The 14423-nt window shown below is 66.7% G+C and carries 16 protein-coding genes and 1 other RNA gene; 9 read left to right on the plus strand and 8 right to left on the minus strand.

What is annotated here, in order from left to right; translation table 11 throughout:
- The 7 genes from ABIR74_RS04915 to ABIR74_RS04945 all read left to right on the plus strand — a co-directional run.
- A partial coding sequence (locus ABIR74_RS04915; protein ID WP_348175532.1) for a hypothetical protein occupies nt 1-518 on the plus strand: 518 nt, incomplete at its 5' end.
- 152 nt (nt 519-670) lie between these two features.
- On the plus strand, nt 671-2368 hold the full coding sequence (locus ABIR74_RS04920) for an FAD-binding protein (protein ID WP_348175534.1): 1698 nt from the start codon (nt 671-673) through the stop codon (nt 2366-2368).
- Nucleotides 2368-3471 carry a succinate dehydrogenase/fumarate reductase iron-sulfur subunit gene (locus tag ABIR74_RS04925; protein ID WP_348175536.1) on the plus strand — a complete coding sequence of 368 codons (1104 nt, stop codon included), beginning with the start codon at nt 2368-2370 and terminating at the stop codon, nt 3469-3471. The genes ABIR74_RS04920 and ABIR74_RS04925 overlap by 1 nt, the downstream gene beginning before the upstream one ends.
- Nucleotides 3468-4349: a CoB--CoM heterodisulfide reductase iron-sulfur subunit B family protein gene (locus tag ABIR74_RS04930; RefSeq protein WP_348175538.1), complete on the plus strand. Its 882-nt coding sequence runs from the start codon at nt 3468-3470 to the stop codon at nt 4347-4349. Before ABIR74_RS04925 ends, ABIR74_RS04930 begins: the two co-directional genes overlap by 4 nt.
- Before the next feature lie 68 nt (nt 4350-4417).
- Complete coding sequence (locus ABIR74_RS04935) at nt 4418-5251, plus strand: metallophosphoesterase (protein ID WP_348175540.1); 834 nt, start codon at nt 4418-4420, stop codon at nt 5249-5251.
- Nucleotides 5251-5562, plus strand: a complete 312-nt coding sequence (locus ABIR74_RS04940) for an Asp23/Gls24 family envelope stress response protein (RefSeq protein WP_348175542.1) — start codon at nt 5251-5253, stop codon at nt 5560-5562. The genes ABIR74_RS04935 and ABIR74_RS04940 overlap by 1 nt, the downstream gene beginning before the upstream one ends.
- Nucleotides 5563-5566: 4 nt before the next feature.
- Nucleotides 5567-6187, plus strand: a complete 621-nt coding sequence (locus ABIR74_RS04945) for a hypothetical protein (protein ID WP_348175543.1) — start codon at nt 5567-5569, stop codon at nt 6185-6187.
- On the opposite strand, the gene ABIR74_RS04950 is transcribed toward ABIR74_RS04945, so the two are convergent.
- From ABIR74_RS04950 to ABIR74_RS04965, 4 genes are read right to left on the minus strand one after another with little or no spacing between them, the layout of a single operon-like run.
- The gene (locus ABIR74_RS04950) at nt 6188-7033 is read right to left on the minus strand and encodes a metallophosphoesterase (protein ID WP_348175545.1); all 846 of its coding nucleotides are present in this window, start codon (nt 7031-7033) and stop codon (nt 6188-6190) included.
- On the minus strand, nt 7017-7976 hold the full coding sequence (locus ABIR74_RS04955; RefSeq protein WP_348175547.1) for an Asd/ArgC dimerization domain-containing protein: 960 nt from the start codon (nt 7974-7976) through the stop codon (nt 7017-7019). The genes ABIR74_RS04950 and ABIR74_RS04955 overlap by 17 nt, the downstream gene beginning before the upstream one ends.
- Nucleotides 7977-7997: 21 nt before the next feature.
- Nucleotides 7998-8588, minus strand: coding sequence for a recombination mediator RecR (recR, locus tag ABIR74_RS04960; protein WP_348175549.1), 591 nt, complete (start codon nt 8586-8588; stop codon nt 7998-8000).
- A gap of 38 nt (nt 8589-8626) precedes the next feature.
- Entirely contained in the window at nt 8627-9562 is a 936-nt protein-coding gene (locus ABIR74_RS04965) for a LysR family transcriptional regulator (protein ID WP_348175550.1), read from the minus strand.
- Nucleotides 9563-9635: 73 nt separating this feature from the next.
- On the opposite strand from ABIR74_RS04965, the gene ABIR74_RS04970 reads away from it, so the two are divergent.
- Nucleotides 9636-10541: a DMT family transporter gene (locus tag ABIR74_RS04970; RefSeq protein WP_348175552.1), complete on the plus strand. Its 906-nt coding sequence runs from the start codon at nt 9636-9638 to the stop codon at nt 10539-10541.
- A gap of 184 nt (nt 10542-10725) precedes the next feature.
- Here ABIR74_RS04970 and ABIR74_RS04975 read toward each other — a convergent pair whose 3' ends face one another.
- Nucleotides 10726-11040: a YbaB/EbfC family nucleoid-associated protein gene (locus tag ABIR74_RS04975; RefSeq protein WP_348175554.1), complete on the minus strand. Its 315-nt coding sequence runs from the start codon at nt 11038-11040 to the stop codon at nt 10726-10728.
- Nucleotides 11040-12710: a DNA polymerase III subunit gamma/tau gene (dnaX, locus tag ABIR74_RS04980; RefSeq protein ID WP_348175556.1), complete on the minus strand. Its 1671-nt coding sequence runs from the start codon at nt 12708-12710 to the stop codon at nt 11040-11042. The genes ABIR74_RS04975 and dnaX overlap by 1 nt, the downstream gene beginning before the upstream one ends.
- 144 nt (nt 12711-12854) lie before the next feature.
- Here dnaX and ABIR74_RS04985 point away from each other — a divergent pair, with 144 nt between their 5' ends.
- Entirely contained in the window at nt 12855-13484 is a 630-nt protein-coding gene (locus tag ABIR74_RS04985; RefSeq protein WP_348175558.1) for an ERCC4 domain-containing protein, read from the plus strand.
- Nucleotides 13485-13556: 72 nt separating this feature from the next.
- Here ABIR74_RS04985 and ffs read toward each other — a convergent pair.
- Both ffs and ABIR74_RS04995 read right to left on the minus strand, forming a co-directional pair.
- An RNA gene (ffs, locus tag ABIR74_RS04990) (signal recognition particle sRNA large type) lies at nt 13557-13820 on the minus strand.
- Nucleotides 13812-14357 carry a methylated-DNA--[protein]-cysteine S-methyltransferase gene (locus ABIR74_RS04995; protein ID WP_348175559.1) on the minus strand — a complete coding sequence of 182 codons (546 nt, stop codon included), beginning with the start codon at nt 14355-14357 and terminating at the stop codon, nt 13812-13814. Before ABIR74_RS04995 ends, ffs begins: the two co-directional genes overlap by 9 nt.
- Nucleotides 14358-14423 lie beyond the last annotated feature (66 nt).

A 14423-nucleotide genomic window follows, 5' to 3' on the forward strand; every position in this document is an offset into this window, starting at 1 on the left:
ACGCGACGAAGTTCGGATTTTCTGTCGTCTCAATCGCCTTCGACGAGGCCGGCAAACTCGCTGGCGACGACTCCGCGCCCGACGGCGGTGCGTTCACGTATGCCCTGACCTTCGCGCAGTGTGCGAATGGGAAGGACGACGATGGCGACGGCAGGGTCGATGCAGAGGACTTCGGCTGCTCCTCCGGCTCCGACAGCCTCGAGAGCGACGATCCGGTGACGCTGAGGGCTGGTCCGCCGAAGGTCGTTCCGGCGAAGCCGAAAGCGGGCAAGGTCGCTGTTGCCTCCGCTGCGGTGACGCGGCTGGAGACGGGGGTCGGGATTCCGGCGGGCTCAGTGAAGTGCGCTGGTCGTGCGGGCACGAAGGTCCTGCGCGGTGTCGGGAAGGTCGCTGCAGGGCGGGCGTCGTGTGCCTTCAAGCTCCCGGTGGGCGCGAAGGGGAAGACGGTGCGCGGGACGATCACGGTGACGCACCTCGGCAAGTCGAAGGTCGTGCCGTTCGGCTTCAGGGTGAGCTAGCGAGTCGGAGAATGGGCCGGTCGCCGACGCGTATATTCGTTCGTGCCGTGCGAGGCAATGCGCCGACGCCGCTCACCGTGAGCGCCTCGACGCCGTAGATTCGTGACACTTGGACGGGCGGTGCGGCGCGGCAATGCGGTACCGTCCGTGGCATGGAAGCGACGTTCGATGTGCTCGTCGTCGGTGCCGGGTGCGCCGGGATGCGTGCGGCTATCGAAGCTCACGATCGGGGCGCGCGTGTCGGAGTCATCTCGAAGCTCCACCCGACGCGAAGCCACTCGGGCGCAGCTGAAGGTGGCATCAACGCCGCTCTAGGGAATACGGCTGAGGACAGCCCCGAGAAGCACGCGTTCGACACCGTCAAGGGCTCCGACTACCTCGGTGACCAGGACGCGATCGAGATCTTCACGCGTGAGGCGCCGGACGACATCTACCAGCTCGAGCACTGGGGCGCTGTCTTCTCGCGCAACGCCGAGGGTCGGCTGGATCAGCGCCCGTTCGGAGCCGCTGGATCGCCGCGCACCGTCTATGCCGCGGATATCACGGGCCACGTCCTGATCCAGGTGCTCTACGAGCAGCTTCAGCGCCGGATGGCTCAGGGAATGACGGTCTTCGAGGAGTACTTCGCGTTCCGCCTCCTCGTCGAGGACGGGCGATGCACGGGTGTCATCTCCTGGGATTTGATGAACGGGGGCGTCAAGCTGATCACGGGCAAGTCGGTGATCCTCGCGACGGGTGGCGTCGGGCGGCTGTATCGCGCCACCACGAACGCGTACGCCTGCACCGGCGATGGGATGTCGATGGCACTTCACGAGGGGCTGCCGCTCAAGGACATCGAGTTCATGCAGTTCCACCCGACCACGATGTACCCGAGTGGGATCCTGATCACAGAGGGCTGCCGCGGCGAGGGCGGATACCTGATCAACAAGGACGGCGAGCGCTTCATGCAGCGCTATGCACCAAACGCGCTCGAGCTCGCGTCTCGCGACGTCGTCTCGCGGTCGGAGACCACCGAGATCGAAGCGGGGCGCGGCGTCAACGGCTCCGTCTACCTCGACCTTCGCCATCTCGGCGCCGAGAAGATCCTCACCAAGCTTCCCGGCTCGCGCGAGCTCGCGATCACGTATGCCGGTGTCGATCCGATCTACGCCCCGATCCCGGTTCGTCCTGGCGCTCACTACCACATGGGTGGCGTCGAGACCGACAACTGGGGCCTCACCGAGATCGAGGGGCTCTACGCCGCCGGAGAGGTCGCGTGCGTGTCCGTGCACGGGGCGAACCGCCTCGGTGGCAACTCGCTGATGGAGACGATCACGTTCGGCCGCCGGTCGGGACAGGCAGCCGCCGAGTACTCCCTGGGAGCTCCCGCACCGGGGAACGGCGGCGAGGCCGCACGGGTGGACGCGGAGACCTGGGTGAAGTCGTTGCTCGGTAACACGGCAGGCGAGCGGCCCTGGTCGATCCGCGATGAGCTCGGGCAGTCGATGCTCGACAACTTCGGCGTCTTCCGCCGTCCCGAGAAGATGGAGAAGCAGATCGAGATCATCGCCGGGCTTCGCGAGCGCTACGACCGTGGCATCGTGATCGAGGACAAAGGCGACGTCTTCAACAACGATCTCACTCAGGCGATCGAGCTCGGCTATCTGCTCGACATCGCCTCGTGCATGTTGCAGGCAGGCATCGCCCGTACCGAGAGCAGAGGCGCACACTCGCGGCCGTACGACTTCCCCGACCGCGACGACGAGCACTTCCTCAAGCACTCGATCTCACGCTGGAACGGTGATGGCCCCGAGCTCACCTACGGTGAGGTCAGGATGACCCAGTGGAAGCCGATGGAGAGGACCTACTGATGCAGGTTGGCCTGAAGATCTGGCGCTACGACTCGAAGACGGGAGATCGCGCGCTCCGCGAGTACGAGGTCGACGCACCTGAGGAGGCGACGCTTCTCGACTGCCTCGACCTCGTCAAGGACAAGCATGACGGCTCACTCGCCTACCGGAAGAGCTGCCGGATGATGATCTGCGGCTCGTGCGGCATGCGCATGGACGGCGGCGCCGTCCTTGCCTGCAAGGTGCGGATGTACGACATTGCGAAGGAGGGGCACGTCCCCGTCATCTCGGCGATGGGCAACCTGCCGATCGTCAAGGATCTCGTCGTCGACATGGATCCGTTCTGGCAGAAGATGCGCGCAGTCGACCCCTATCTGCAGCCGCGCTTCGACCAGGCGGAGGAGCGCGAGAACATTGTCTCGCAGCCCCGGATGGACGTCATCCACAAGGAGTCGCTCTGCATCAACTGCGGCTGCTGCGTCTCCGAGTGCAACTCGATGGAGGCCGACCCGGACTTCCTCGGGCCGGCCGCGCTTGCAAAGGGGATGCGGTTCGTCGGCGATCCCCGCGACGGTGCCACGATCGAGCGGCTCGAGAAGTACTCCGAGCCCCACGGCCTGTGGGACTGCACGCGCTGCTATTTCTGCAATGAGCGATGCCCGAAGGGCGTCGATCCGCGCGACGCGATCGCCAAGCTCGGTGCCGAGGCGATGAAGAACGGCATCGATCGGGACATGGGAGCGAAGCACGCCAAGTGGTTCGTCACCTCCGCGAAGACGACGGGTTGGCTGCGCGAGACAGAGCTCGTCCCGAAGACGCAGGGGATCGTGTCGTCGATCAAGGAGATGAAGTTTGCCATGGGCCTCGCCGTCAAGGGCAAGGTGCCGCCGCCGTTCCCGCCGCATGTCGCCGCCGACATCCACGAGTCGCGTGCGCTTTTCGACCTCATCAAGACGCAGGGCCGCGACGGCGCCGCAGGAATCGTCCAGGGCGAGAAGGCCCTCGGGCGGATCGAGGCGCACCACGACGCGTCCGGTGGACGCGATCCGTACACGGAGGCCGATTCCGCGCCCCGGCCGTACCTGCCGAGTGAGCGCGAAGGGACGGAAGGGGTCACACAATGAAGAAGCTCGCCTACTACAAGGGTTGCCTTGCCTCGCTCTCGGCGAAGGAGCTAGACATCTCGACGCGCGCACTTGCGCCCAAGGTCGGCTACGAGCTGATCGAGCTCGAATCGGTGACGTGCTGCGGCGCCGGCGACATTCACGAGGCCGAGCCCGACTACTACCTCCACCTGAACGCACGAATCCTCTCGTACGCCGAGGCGACCGGGTGCGACACGTTGATGACCGTGTGCAACGTCTGCACGCTCAACCTGCGTCAGGCGAACTACCAGTTGCAGATCGACGAGGACCTGCGTCAGCGGGTCAACGACAACCTCGAGCAGGTGGGGGTACCGCCGTACTCGGGGAGTGTGGAGGTGAAGCACTTCCTCTGGCTGATCGCCGGCGAGTCGTTCGGAACCCTGCAGACGGTCGCTCACAAGGGGCTCAAGGGCCTCAAGATCGCGCCCTTCTACGGCTGTCAGATCCTGCGGCCTTCCAAGCTGATGGGTTTCGAGGACCCCGACAAGCCGAGTTCGCTCGAGCGCATCATCGAGGCCTGCGGTGGCGAGGCGATCGATTATCCGGCGAAGATCAAGTGCTGCGGCTTCCCGATCATCCAGGCGCGCGAGGAGACGGCGCTCGCCGAGCTGATCCAGCCGATCGAGCAGGCAATGGAGGCGGGTGCCGACGCGATGGTCACACCGTGCCCGCTGTGCCACCTATCGCTCGACGCCTGGCAGTCGAAGCTGAAGAAGCAGACCGGTCGCGACTTCGCGATGCCGATTCTGCACCTCTCACAACTGGTCGGGGTGGCCGCGGGGCTGACGGACTCGGAGCTGAAGTTCCGCCGTCACGTCGTGTCCGTCGATCCCGTCATCGAGAAGCTCTCGGTGTAGCGCGCGCGGCGCCCGGGTTCGAGTCCGTGCGCCATAGACAACCAGGCCGCCACGCGTAGCATCGCAGCATGATCTGGATCGGCGTCCTTGCAGGTCTTGCCGTCGCGCTACTCGCCTACGCCATTTTCGAGGCCGGCTGGCTCCGCTGCCGTGTGCTCGACGTCGAGGTCGAAGGCCTGCCGCAGGAGCTCGCGGGACTCCGGATCGCGCACCTCTCGGACTTCCACCTCGGCATCCGCTCACGCGGCCGTGGCGCCACGGAGAGAGCGGTTGCCTGGGTCATGAGCCGCAGTCCCGATCTCGTCTGCATCACGGGTGATCTCGCGTCGAGCCAGAACGGTGTACCTCTCCTTCTGAAGCTCCTCGGTACGCTCGACCGCACCTACGTGATCCTCGGTAATCACGATGTCGCAGCGACGAGGGATCCTTTCTCGCAGCCGGCAGATCTCGCCGGGCTCGGCGAAGTCGCGATTCTCCTCCGAGACAGCGCCGCAACCATCGACAAGGCGGGCAGACGGATCCAGATCGTGGGAGTCGACCCGAAGAGCTACTCCGCCGGGACAGCCCGACCCTGGCTGCTTGCCGATCTCGATACCGATCTCCGGATCCTGCTGTGCCACTTCCCCGGGATCGAGCGCTCCTTGCAGCGTGGGACATTCCACCTCGTCCTCGCGGGGCATCTCCACGCGGGTCAGATCGTCATGCCGCATCCGGGCGGACGGTTCTCCCTGGCGCATCCCGGGAGCCGGTTCTCGTCGGGCGTCTATGCCACCGAGAGCGGGCTCATGCACGTCTCGCCGGGTACGGGGACGACGTTCGTCCCCTTCCGGTTCTTCGCCCGACCAGAGGTCACGGAGCTTGTCTTGTCCCCCGCCGGTCCGCGAGTGCAACAATCGACTTGATGGAAGGACACTCGGTGATCTCTGCTGACATCCTCGCGAGCTACGCGGCGGATGCAGCGCTCGGGATCGAGGGTGTGCGCGCCGTTGTGGAGGGGTCGCGGCCGCGCCACCACGGCGTCAAGGTCGTGACCGACGAGGAGGCAGTCGCGGTCGAGCTCCACCTCGCGGTTGAATGGGGGCTCAACGTTCCCGACATCGGTGCTCGTGTGCAGATGAGGGTGGCCGAGTATCTCTCGACGATGGCCGATCTCACTCCCGCAACGGTCGACGTGATCGTCGACGAGATCGGTCCTCCGCCGGAAGGCGCGTAGAGCGATGTCTGCTCGCGTCGCTGGACTCACCCGCGGCACGATCGCCACCGCGCCCTCGGTGTGTCGTGATTGCGTCTGGTGGCAGTCGCGCGGCAATCGAACGGCGTCGAAGGAACGATGGATCGAGCGCGTCGAAGAGGAGTCCGGTGAGTGGGGGACGATCTACTACGACGACGATGGCTCGGTACTCGGTTCCATGCAGTACGGCCCGGCCGGGTTCTTTCCCCGGGCGTCAGACCTGCCGGCCGGCCCTCCGAGCGACGACGCCGTTCTCGTCACCTGCGTCTACCTGACGGGTCGCGGCGGTGAATGGGTGGAGAAATCGTTGCTGCTCGCCGCCATCGGCGAGGCGCGTGATCAGGGGGCGAAGGCGCTCGAGGCGTTCGCGTATCGCTACGCAGAGCGCGATCGAGCCGCAGAGAGGATGCTCGTCCACCGCACGGTCTTTCCCCGCGATTTCCTCGAGGACTTCGGGTTCGTGACCCTGCGTGTGCAGGGGCGGGTCGAGCTCTGTCGTCTCGAGCTCGCCGGCCTCGCGCCGATCGAGGAAGGCCGTCGCGCCAGGGTACTCCGGGTGGTGCAGGAGGCCTTCACCCCCGAAGGTGCCTCCGTTCCGACGCCCTGATCAGCGGCAGCGAGCGGTCCCGGCGTCCGTGAAGGATCGTCCTGCGACGGGCACGAACTTCCAGTCGTAGCCGGTCGGCCGAAGTGCGAGCCTCAGCACGCCGTAGGTGTCGGCGTTGCGAATCACGCTACCCGGACGTGGCAGGAGCGTCGGGTAGTGGCTCTTGCCCCCGGTACCGACGACGAAGGAGCGAATGCCTTTGAGCGGCGCGAACCGCTCGTAGTGGTGGTCGTGGCCCTGGAGGACGACGTCCGCCTTCGCGCGAGCGAGCAGATCCCAGAACGGTGCGAACGTGACGCTCGAGCCATGCGCTCCGGAGCTGAAGCGCGCGTGGTGCCAGTATGCGAGCGTGCAGCGGTTTGGGTGTTTCGCGAGGTCGGCCTGGAGCCACCGCCACTGCGGCGACCCGCGCTCGCACCCGCCGATCTTCGAGCAGTTCGAGTTGAGCGCGATCACGTGCCAGGCACCGACGGAGTAGCTGTACCAGCCACTCGGGGGGAGGCGGAAGCGCTCGATCGCGACATCCGCAGTCCCGCTGCTGTACTCGTGGTTCCCGAGTGAGGCTCGGATCCGCGGCACGAGCGACCCCCAGCTCGGGTCGAAGCATTTGGTGAAGTCGTCGGCAGTCCCGTCCTCGTACGCGATGTCGCCGAGAACGGCGATCGGCCCGGGCAGGGTGCGCGCGAGCGCAGCGGTCTGCTCGTCTCCGTCCGACTTGCAGCTCGCAATGTCTCCGACGGCGATGAGCGTGGCGGGGCGGGGTGCCGTGTTGACCGACGCTGCGAGGAGGAGGCCGGCAGCGACCCCGAGACCCGCTGTGAGAACGCCCTTACGCGGCCGCGACACCGGCGAGCAGAACGTCGGCGATCTGGATCGCGTTCAGTGCGGCTCCCTTGCGGAGGTTGTCGCAGGAGAGGAACAATGCGAGGCCGTTGACGGAGCCTTCGTCCTTGCGGATCCGGCCAACGAGCACCTCATCGCCGCCCGCAGCATCCTTCGGGGTCGGGACCTCGGGAATGCGGAGCACGCGGACGCTCGGAGCATCGGTGAGGATCGCTGTTGCGTCTCCGGGTGAGAGCGGCTCTTCGAACTCGACCCAGATCGCCTCCGAGTGTCCGACGAGCACCGGCACTCGCACGCACGTGGCGCTGATCGCAAGATCGGGCAGCTCGAGGATCTTGCGGGTCTCCGCGCGGAGCTTCGACTCCTCGTCGGACTCGTCTCCCTCCCACGACCAGTCCATCACGAGGTTGTGGTCGGCGGACGGCTCGGCGCGGAGCTGCTCCATCCGCTGAGCACCCGCGCCAGAGACGGACTGGTAGGTCGCGACGTGCACGCGCTTCAACGGTACGACGTCGTGAAGCGGCTTGAGCACGCACGTCAGCGGGATCGTGCAACAGTTGGGGTTGGCCACGATCCGGTCGCGCTCGAGCGCCTCGAGGGCGCGGTGCGCGTTTACCTCTGGCACGACGAGCGGGTAGCCGTCGACGAGTCGGTACGCGGAGGACTTGTCGATGCAGATTGCACCGGCCGCTGATGCGATCGGTACGAGCTCACGGCTCGCCCCGGTCCCGACGGAGAAGAGGAAGAGGTCGACGTCACCGGCTGAGAGTGCCTCGGGCGTCGCCTCCTCGACAACGATCTCGTCGTCTCCGAACGGGAGTCGCGATCCGGCCGAGCGCGCGGAGGCAAAGGCGCGCACGTCGTACCCGCGCTCAGCGAGGAGCTCGAGCGTGATCGTGCCAACGGCGCCCGTGGCGCCGACGACACCGATGCGTGGTCCGGACATGGTCGCAGGATACCGGCGCGACTACGCCGGACGACGGCCGGAAAGGGCACGTCCGAGCGTCACCTCGTCGGCGTACTCGAGATCGCCGCCGACCGGCAGGCCACTCGCGAGCCGTGTCACACGGACGCGATTGTGGAGGCGGTCGGCGAGATACGCGGCCGTCGCCTCGCCTGTCATGTTCGGGTTCGTGGCCAAGACGACCTCCTCGATCCCGCCCTGCTCGACCCGGTAGAGAAGCTGGCCGACGCGAAGATCGGATGGCTCGACGCCGTCCATCGGGGAGAGGGCGCCGCCGAGAACGTGGTACAGACCGCGGAACTCGTGCGTGCGCTCGAGCGAGACGACGTCGACAGGCTGCTCGACGACACACACGATCGAGCGGTCCCGTCGAGGGTCGGTACAGACCGCGCAGAGTTTGTCCTCCGTCAGGTTGCCGCAGTCGCGGCAGAACCGCACACGCTCCTTCATCGCCGCGATCGCATCGCCGAGGGCAAGGGCTTCCTCGCTGGGCACGGAGAGCAGGTGGAACGTGAGTCGCTGGGCGGTGCGGGTGCCGATCCCGGGCAGGCGGGTCAGTTGGGCTACCAGGTTGTCGACGGCGGGGCTGAGCATGGAGGGAGGGTATACCCGGGACAGGCTGCGCCCGTCCCCTACGAGTCCGTCTCGGACGTGCCTCCCGCGTACAGTGCTGCTTCGGACAGGCGATCGAGCCGCCGTTCGACGATCTCGACGAACGCACGGGCGGCGGGGGAGAGCGGGGCATCGGAACGTGCGATGAAGGCGAACGTGTCGTAGAGCGGTTCGGAGAAGGACGAGAAGTGGAGGCCGCGCGCTCCCTGGCGACTGATAGCGGCGCGTGGAACGATCGTGTCGCCGAGGCCGCGCCGCGCAAGACCGACGGCGGCCTCGATTCCCTCGACCTCGATCACGGGCCTCAGCGTCACTCCGGCTCTCTGGGCTCGGTCGAGCAGTTGTCGGCGCATGGGGTCGTTTGCCCCGTACTGGGCGTCGTAGAGGATCAGCGGTGCCTCGGCGAGCGCCTCGATCGTGACGGGGTCGCTGAGCCTGGACTGCTCGCGGCTGACCACCACGAGTTCCTCGAGCCGCGCCACGCGAAGATCGAGCCCGGCATCGTCGACGGGGAGGACGACGAGCCCTGCCTCGAGCGTCGCGTTCCGTACCTGGTCGGCAACCTCCGACGAGTTGAGCCCGACGAGTCTCAGGCGCACGTCCGGGTACTTCTTGCGGAAGTCGGTGGCCAGGTCGGCGATAAGGTACGCCGAGGCCGTCCCGAACATCCCGAACCCGAGCGTGCCCCCACGGAGATCGCGCACCTCGGCGACGGCGTCGCGTGCCCGCTCCACGTCTGCAATCACGCGCTCGGCCTCGGGCCGGAACTTCCTGCCGGCCTCGGTGAGGACGAGCCCGCGACCGGCGCGGGCAAAGAGCGCGATCCCGAGCTCCCCTTCGAGCTGCCGGATCTGCTCCGAGATCGAGGGTTGCGTGAGGAACAGCGAGCGGGCGGCTCCGCTGAACGAACCGTGCTCGACGGTCGCGAGGAAGTACGTGAGCTGTTGAATCGTCATATAGGAAAAACCTTGTAATGAAGAAGATAACTCAGGTAGGGCTTTTTGTTCAACCATCCGTACATTGGACGTCATGGTCCGGCTGCGCGCTCCCCACTTTCGTGGAACCCTCTTCTGCCTCGTTGCGGGGGTGGCGTTCTCGGTCTCCCCGATCCTGATCCAGATCGCCTACGACCACGGCGCCGCGGTTACGGGGGTTCTCGCCTGGCGCTACCTAGCCGCTGCTCTCCTGCTCGTCGGGATCGCCGGCCGGAAGATGGTGCGGATCCCACTACGCGCGGGTCTCGCGGCATTCGCGCTCGGCGCAATCGTCTACGCGCTCGACTCCGCGCTCTTCTTCGGCTCTCTCGAACGCACTTCTGCGCCACTTGCCTCGCTCGTCCACTACGCGCACCTCGTGCTCGTCGTCGGCGTTGCCGCGATGATCGGGCGGGAGCGTCTGACGCGCCGCCGGCTCGTGGCGCTCGTCGCGATCTTCGGCGGTGTCGCGCTCGTCGGCGGCGCTGCAGCCAACCCCGACCTCATAGGAGTCGGCATGGCGCTCGGATCGGCCGCTGCCTACGCGGTCTACATTCTGCTCTCCGATCGCCTGCTGCGTGACGCGGATCCGATGGCGCTGGCGGCGTACCTGACGCTCGGCGCCGCGTCGACGTTCTTCATCGCCGGCGGCCTGCTCGGCTCGCTCGGAACGTTCGGCGGCCCTGCTGGGTTCGCCTGCCTCGTGGGCGCCGCACTCGTGGGCTCCGTCTTCGCCGTCACGTCGTTCCTCAAGGGGGTGCGGCTCGTCGGTCCGTCGACGGCATCGCTGCTCGTGACGGTCGAGGTGCCGGTCACCATTGCGCTTGCAGCGGTGGTGCTCAAGCAGCAGATGACGACACCCCAGCTAGCCGGTGCAGCGCTCGTTGTAGCGGCCATCATCGGAATGCAGTTGCGACGTCGGCCAAAGCCCCGGCTCATTCCGAGCCCGACCGCTGGCTGAGGTCTCCGACGCGAAACCCCGCGACCGGTTGGGTTGCTGCGGTTCGCTCTTTTACTGCGGCAACCTCTTGGGGTTGGCGGCGTGCCTTGGCCTCCTCGATCCTTCTACGGGCCTGCGGGCAGCCCTCTTCAGGATCCGCGAAGCGGCAGCGAGAATGCTTGAAGGGTTGCTGCGGTACGCTCTTTCACTGCAGCAACCCTTCAAGCCCCGGCATCTGGCCTCGGATCTTCGACTCTACGAGCTCACTTGCAGATCGAAGCGCCTCGTTTGCCGCGGCCATCACGATGTCGGCGAGCATCTCGGGGTCGTCCGGGTCGATCGCCTTCGGATCGATCACGATCTCCACGATCTCGCCGCCGCCGTTGGCCTTGACGGTGACCATCCCGCCGCCGGCCGAGGCCTCCACGATCTCCTGTTTCGCCTCTTCCTGCGCCTCCATCATCTGAGCCTGCATCTGCTGGGCCTGCTTCAGCATTGCATTCATGTCGAACTTCGCCATCAGTGGTCCTCCACTTCTCGAGCGTCGAAGGTGTCCTTGAGCAAGGAGATCACGTCTTCCTCGGAGAGCTCGCGCGGGTCTTCCTGCTCGGTGGGCTCGGGTGCGACACCGATGACCGTCTGGATCCGCAGGCGACGGCCAGTGACCGCGTAGAGGGCATCGGCGAGCATCGCGAGGCTCTTCGGTTCCTCGATCTGCGCGCGGTGGAAACCGGCCGCAGGTGCGAACTCGATCGTCAGGACGTCGCCACTGATCTCGACCGGGCGCGCCTCCACGAGAAGCGTCGAGATCGGGATCGAGCGCTCCCGAACGGCGTCGACGACGTCGCGCTGCCAGGCGTCGCGCAGCTGGTCGAGCTCGAGAGGGGGAAGCGTCGGGGGCGTAGGTGCAGCGGCATCCGCCACAGGAGCAGATACAGCAGCGGTCGGCTCGGCCGCTCGTGTGGTGTCGGCGGCGGGTGCCGTTGGAGCGGGCGCTGCTACCGCTGCCGGAGGGCGCACCGCCGCGATGGAGGGCGCACCGCCGCTGCCCGCCGGTCGCGCCTCGAGTAGCTCCAGCCGATGTGCGAGGGACTCGCGGGACATGTCTGCCTGAGGACGGGTGACCTTGACGAGGGCGAGCTCGAGCGGCAGGCGCGGGTCGCCGCCCTGGCGCATGTCGTCGACGGCCAGCGCAAGAAGGTCGATCAGCCTGAGCACGGTCGGCTCGGGCAGCTGGTTGGCCTGCTCGCGAAGACGCTCGCGCGTCTCCTCCGTGACGGGTAGCGAGTCCAGGACATGGCCGACGTGCTGCACGAGCAGAAGTCGGCGGAGGTGGTCGATCAGATCAACGACAAGCCGGCCGATGTCCTGGCCCTGCTCGGCAAGGTCCTCGATGTGAACGAGCGCACCCGCCGTGTCGCGATCGATGATCGTGTCACAGAGCCTGAAGAGTGAGCCTTCCTCGACCCCGCCGACGAGCTGGAGCACGTCCTGCACCGAGACTGCGCTGCCGGTCGCAGCCGCGAGCTGATCGAGCGTCGAGACGGCATCGCGGAAGGAGCCGTGTGCCCCCCGCGCGATAAGAGCCAGGGCGGCATCGGGTGCCTCGATCTTCTCGCCCTCGCAGACGCGGCGCAGGACGGCGACGAGCTCCTGCAATCGGGGTCGCTGGAAGACGAAGGTCTGGCAGCGCGAGCGGACGGTGGGGAGGACGCTTGCGAGATCGGTGGTGCAGAAGACGAAGATGAGGTGGGGTGGCGGTTCCTCGATCAGCTTCAGCAGCGCATTCCAGGCCTGTGTCGTGAGCTGGTGCGCTTCGTCGATGATGTAGATCTTGTAGCCACCCTCGACCGGCTGGAGCACGGCTCGGTCGCGGATCTCACGCACGTCGTCGATCCCGCGTTGTGATGCCGCATCCATCTCGACGACGTCGAGAGAGCTTCCGTCCGCGATTGCCTGGGCGATGGGGCGGTTGGGATCGAAGTCTGCGTTCGGCCCACCCTCGGCGTTCATTGCCTTCGCGAGGATGCGGGCCATCGATGTCTTGCCCGTCCCGCGCGGCCCGGCGAAGAGGTACGCCTGGCGCACCTGGCCGTGCTCGATTGCATTCCGGAGCGTCCGAACGACCGCCTCCTGCCCGATCACGTGACCGAAGTCGAGCGGACGGTAGGTGCGATACAGGGCGGCCAAAGCGTTTAGCGCCTTGCCGACGCTTCGCGCCGGTAAGGCGCCAAACGCGTGAGATGGGGCATCGGGAGGGGGTGGCGGTCAGGCACAGGCTGGATACCGAGTTGGCACACGGGAGGCACACCTTTGGTTCGACAATGCTTGGTCGTGGAGGGACTGACGATATCCGTTGACGTGCGCGAGCGGCGGTCTGACGTGCCAGCGCAGCTCACGCAGTTGGGTGCTCCACTCTCGATCATCACGCTTGCTGTCGGCGACTATGCCGTCGGCAACAGAGTGATCGAGCGCAAGACCGTCGTGGATCTGCACCGTTCCCTTGTGAATCGAACACTCTGGAGCCAGGTGGCCGCACTCCGCCACGATCCGCGTCGCGCCTACGTCGTCGTGGAGGGTGAGGATCTCGATGACGGACCTGTCCCAGCTCGCCCGATTCGCGGTGCACTGCTCAAGATCCTCGACAACGGGATCGACCTCCTACGCACGCCGTCACCCAGAGACACCGCGCTCTGGCTGCACGTCCTCGCCCGTCAGGAGCAACGCCGCGCAGAGAGTCGGACAATTCAGCTGAGCGGCCGCCGACCGATTGTCGTATCCCCGGTTGGCCTTCTCTCTGCGATCCCGGGAATCAGCATCGACGGCGCGAAGGCGTTGCTCACCGAGTTCGGCTCCATTGCGGCAATCGCGGCTACCTCCGACTCGGCACTGCAGTCGATCCCGGGCATCGGCCCAGAGCGAGCCGCAGCACTCCAGCACGCCCTGAAAGGGCGACCCCCATGATCTTTGCAAGAGCCCGCACCGTCGCCCTATCTAACGCTTCTCCGCCCCAGGCGGAGAAGCTTATGCCCAGTCACGCGCTCCGTCGTCGAAACAGGCCTCCCCGGAGGATTCTGCGTCGCCGGCTCGGGTCGGGCGGAACCGCGGCACCTGAGAGGGAGTCCTTAGCGCTGCTTCCTTCCGGATCTGACGCGGTTCGAACGCTCCCAGTGCGCGGGACCCGACCTGTCAACACCTCGTGCGCAGACCAATCCCGATGAAACCGCCCCTCGGACGGCGTTCGGTCCCGCTGGAGCGGATTTCGGGTTCAGGGAACCGCTGCCTCCCCACCTAGCGCGACCGGGCTCGAGAAAGGTAGCAGGGTGCCGGGCCTCTGCCGGGCGCACCGGCGTTTCTCTGCTCCAGCTCGAGCAACGCGGCCTTCACTTCGAGCCCTCCGCCGAAGCCGGTGAGCGAGCCGTTTCGGCCGATCACCCGATGGCACGGAAGGACGATCGAGACGGGGTTGCGACCGTTGGCGGCACCGATCGCCCTCACCGCTGTCGGCCGGCCGATCGCGTCTGCCTGCTCGCCGTAGCTGCGGGTCTCGCCGTAAGGGATCTCGGCGAGCGCCTGCCAGGCCGCAAGCTGGAACGCCGTGCCCTGGAGATCGAGTGGAACGTCGAACGACGTGCGCGTGCCGGCGAAGTACTCGTCGAGCTGTGCGGCGGTTGCGTCGAGGACGGGGGTGTCACCGGGCGTCAGCGTCTCGCCGGTGAGGCCGACGCGGTCGAGCCGGCCGTCGGGCCAGATCACGGCGCGGAGCCCTCCGTTGCCTGCAACGAGGGTCAACGCGCCGACGGGGCTTTCATAGGTGGTCGATGTGAGCCGTGTCATGGGAGCTGAAACGCGGGTGCGGTTCGAGATGTGAGGCGGTGCCGTCATCGGAGATGATGCGCCGAT

Origin of the sequence: Gaiella sp., assembly GCF_039915195.1 — a bacterium.
Lineage (GTDB): Bacteria > Actinomycetota > Thermoleophilia > Gaiellales > Gaiellaceae > Gaiella.

Bases quoted from the DNA above. Each gene is read 5' to 3' on its own strand.
- ABIR74_RS04920 (WP_348175534.1), top strand. From the start codon at position 671: ATGGAAGCGACGTTCGATGTGCTCGTCGTCGGTGCCGGGTGCGCCGGG.
- ABIR74_RS04925 (WP_348175536.1), top strand. From the start codon at position 2,368: ATGCAGGTTGGCCTGAAGATCTGGCGCTACGACTCGAAGACGGGAGAT.
- ABIR74_RS04930 (WP_348175538.1), top strand. From the start codon at position 3,468: ATGAAGAAGCTCGCCTACTACAAGGGTTGCCTTGCCTCGCTCTCGGCG.
- ABIR74_RS04935 (WP_348175540.1), top strand. From the start codon at position 4,418: ATGATCTGGATCGGCGTCCTTGCAGGTCTTGCCGTCGCGCTACTCGCC.
- ABIR74_RS04940 (WP_348175542.1), top strand. From the start codon at position 5,251: ATGGAAGGACACTCGGTGATCTCTGCTGACATCCTCGCGAGCTACGCG.
- ABIR74_RS04945 (WP_348175543.1), top strand. From the start codon at position 5,567: ATGTCTGCTCGCGTCGCTGGACTCACCCGCGGCACGATCGCCACCGCG.
- ABIR74_RS04955 (WP_348175547.1), bottom strand. From the start codon at position 7,976: ATGTCCGGACCACGCATCGGTGTCGTCGGCGCCACGGGCGCCGTTGGC.
- recR (WP_348175549.1), bottom strand. From the start codon at position 8,588: ATGCTCAGCCCCGCCGTCGACAACCTGGTAGCCCAACTGACCCGCCTG.
- ABIR74_RS04965 (WP_348175550.1), bottom strand. From the start codon at position 9,562: ATGACGATTCAACAGCTCACGTACTTCCTCGCGACCGTCGAGCACGGT.
- ABIR74_RS04970 (WP_348175552.1), top strand. From the start codon at position 9,636: ATGGTCCGGCTGCGCGCTCCCCACTTTCGTGGAACCCTCTTCTGCCTC.
- ABIR74_RS04975 (WP_348175554.1), bottom strand. From the start codon at position 11,040: ATGGCGAAGTTCGACATGAATGCAATGCTGAAGCAGGCCCAGCAGATG.
- ABIR74_RS04995 (WP_348175559.1), bottom strand. From the start codon at position 14,357: ATGACACGGCTCACATCGACCACCTATGAAAGCCCCGTCGGCGCGTTG.